The organism is Streptomyces sp. WAC06614, from assembly GCF_003949795.1.
Classification (GTDB): domain Bacteria; phylum Actinomycetota; class Actinomycetes; order Streptomycetales; family Streptomycetaceae; genus Streptomyces.
The window spans coordinates 1-3,087 of sequence record NZ_RPRY01000525.1 but is presented as its reverse complement, the minus strand read 5'-3'; the positions used below and the strand labels follow the sequence as shown (position 1 = coordinate 3,087).

Sequence of the window (3,087 nt, the reverse complement as noted above, 5' to 3'; positions counted from 1 at the left end):
GAACCCGCCCCCGCTCCCCCGGTCCTCAAACGCCGGACGGGCCGAACAGACCCTGGGGCTCCGCCCCGGACCCCGCGCCTCGCACGCCGGCGGGGCTGGATGGTGCCGGCGCGGCGCAGAGGGGTCCGGGGCGCCGCCCCGGACCCGTGCCGGGCGCCCCGCGCCCGGGTCGCCTCGAACGCCGGCGGGGCTGGATCGGTGCGGCGCCGCCGCGCCTGTCCAGCCCCGCCGGGGGTCCCCCGTGCGGGTACCCGTCCGGGAGGACCAGCCGCATCTCCAGCCCCGTCGGCGTGCGAGGCGCGGGGATGCGGGGGGGCAGAGCCCCCGAAAGCCCGGAGCCCGGCCCCGGCCCCAACGGGCCCGCCGGCGTGCGAGGCGCGGGGGTGCGGGGGCAGAGCCCCGAAAGCCCGGCTCCGGCCCCTACGGGCCCGCCGGGTTCGAGGCGCGGGGGTACGGGGGGACAGAGCCCCCGAAAGCCCGGAGCCCGGCTCCGGCCCCAACGGGCCCGCCGCCAGGCCCGCGGAGGTCCGAGGGGCTCAGCCCCGTGAGGGCAAGGCCTGGCCTAGGCAGGGGCGCCCGAGGTGAAGCGGCGCAGGAGGGGGGAGAGGACCAGGACCGACTTGGTCCGTTCCACGAACGGCTCGCCCGCGATCCGCTCCAGCACCCGCTCGAAGTGCCGCATGTCCGAGGCGAACACCTGGACCAGGGCGTCCGCGTCGCCCGTCACGGTCGAAGCGGACACCACCTCCGGGTACCGCTCCAGCCCTCGCCGGATGTCGTCCGGCGAGGTGTTGTGGCGACAGTAGATCTCGATGAAGCCCTCGGTCTCCCAGCCCATCGCGGCCGGGTCCACGCGGACCGTGAAGCCGGTGATCGCGCCTTCGGCGCGGAGCCGGTCGACCCGGCGCTTGACCGCCGGGGCCGACAGACCCACCTCGGAGCCGATGTCCGCGTAGGAGCGGCGGGCGTCCTCGGCGAGGGCGTGCACGATGCGTTCGTCGAGATCGTTCAGTCGCACGGGGGCAGGATCACTTCTCTGTCGGTACCTCGGCCGCCTCCAGCGCAAGGCTGGAGCGGCGCATTCCGTAGCAGAAGTAGATCACGAGGCCGACGAGCATCCAGACACCGAACGCGAGCCACGTCGCCCCCGGGAGGCTGTACATCATCCAGGCGCAGGCCAGGAAGCCGAGGATCGGCGTCACCGGGAACAGCGCGACCTTGAAGGTGCGCGGCATGTCCGGGCGGGTGCGGCGCAGGATCACGACGGCCACGTTGACCAGGGCGAACGCGAAGAGCGTGCCGATGCTGGTGGCGTTGGCGAGCTCGCCGAGGGGGACGAAGGCGGCCAGGGCGCCGCAGAAGAAGGAGACGATGACGACGTTGACGCGCGGGGCGCCGGTCTTCTCGTCGACCTTGGCGAACGCCTTCGGCACCAGGCCGTCGCGGGACATCGCGAAGAGGATGCGGGTCTGGCCGTAGAGGACGGCGAAGACGACGGAGGCGATGGCGACCACCGCACCGGCCGCGAGGACGATGCCCCAGAAGCTGTGACCGGTCACGTCGGTCATGATCTGGGCCAGCGCGGCCTCGGTGCCCTCGAAGTCCTGCCACGGCATGGCGCCGACGGCGACGAAGGCGACCAGGACGTAGAGGACGGTCACGATGCCGAGCGAGAGCATGATCGCGCGGGGCAGGTCCTTCTTCGGGTTCTTGGCCTCTTCACCGGCGGTGGAGGCGGCGTCGAAGCCGATGTACGAGAAGAACAGGGTGGAGGCGGCGGCGCTGATGCCGGTGACGCCGAGCGGGGCCAGCGGCGTGTAGTTGCCGGACTTGATGCCCATGACGCCGATGCCGATGAAGAGCACCAGGGTGACGATCTTCACCGCGACCATGATCGAGTTGACCATGGCGCTCTCCTTGGCGCCGCGCATCAGGAAGACCATCGCCAGGAGGACGACGACCAGGGACGGCAGGTTGATCCAGCCGCCGTCGCCGTAGGGCGCGGAGAGGGTCTCGGGGATGGTGAAGCCGAGGGTCCCGTCGAGCAGTTCGTTGAGGTACTGGCCCCAGCCGACGGCCACGGCCGCGACGGAGACGGCGTACTCCAGGACCAGGCACCAGCCGCAGATCCAGGCGATGAACTCGCCCATGGTGGCGTACGAGTACGAGTACGAGGAGCCGGAGACCGGGACGGAGCCGGCCAGCTCGGCGTAGGAGAGGGCCGAGAAGAGGGCGGTCAGGCCGGCGATGACGAAGGAGATCGTCACGGCCGGGCCGGCCTTGGGGGCGGCGTCGCCGAGGACGACGAAGATGCCGGTGCCGAGGGTCGCGCCGATGCTGATCATGGTCAGCTGCCACATGGTGAGGGAGCGCTTGAGCGCACCGCCCTCGCCCTGGCCGGCCTCGTTGACGAGACGGTCGACGGGCTTGCGGCGAAGCAGCGGGTGGGCGGGCCGCTGGGTGAGCGGCGGCGCCTGGCCGTGGTCCAGCACGAGGGGACTCCTTTGACACTGCGGACGTGGACGTCCGGGGATGGATGGACGTCCGGGGGTAAAACGGCATCGACCGCAGCGGTCCTGGCAGGAGAGGGCCTGGACAGGCCTGTGCAGGGGGACCGCCGAGCAGGCGGTCGCGCCACTCCACGTACAGCGAGTGAGCCTAGGGGCTGGGGGTTCCCGCCCGTAATGCACCATCCTTGCATATTCGCGAACGATCGTTGCGCGGATCTGTCCGACATGGCCCTTTGTTGCGCACGGATGATCGATCAATGCGCGGTCACCCTGGGCTACCTTTCTTGACACCTCGTCAGATGTCCTGCACCTTCCCCGGGGATCGCGGGGCCCCGGGCGGTGGAACGGGCCCCCGGGCGGGGTACGGGTGAACGCGGAGTCCCGGGACGGACCCGAGCCGGCCGCCGGCCCACGGCGGCCGCCCAGGAGCGGAGGCGAGGCGTGAGCAGTGACCACGACGACGCGTGGGGCGGCCCCCGGACCGGCGGCCCCCGGACCGGCCGCCTGCACCGGGCCGACCACGGTGCCGGCCCGCAGGGTGGCGGGGCATGGCCGGGGGCCGGAGCCGGGCCGGAGG

General features: G+C 72.4%; 2 protein-coding genes. Both read right to left on the bottom strand.

Annotation, left to right across the window (positions count from 1 at the left end; genetic code table 11):
- Nucleotides 1-562: 562 nt before the first annotated feature.
- Nucleotides 563-1,018, bottom strand: coding sequence for an Lrp/AsnC family transcriptional regulator (locus tag EF918_RS34190; RefSeq protein ID WP_007262967.1), 456 nt, complete (start codon nucleotides 1,016-1,018; stop codon nucleotides 563-565).
- A 10-nt stretch (nucleotides 1,019-1,028) separates the two neighbouring features.
- Nucleotides 1,029-2,492, bottom strand: coding sequence for an amino acid permease (locus tag EF918_RS34185; protein ID WP_125652766.1), 1,464 nt, complete (start codon nucleotides 2,490-2,492; stop codon nucleotides 1,029-1,031).
- Between the last annotated feature and the right edge of the window lie 595 nt (nucleotides 2,493-3,087).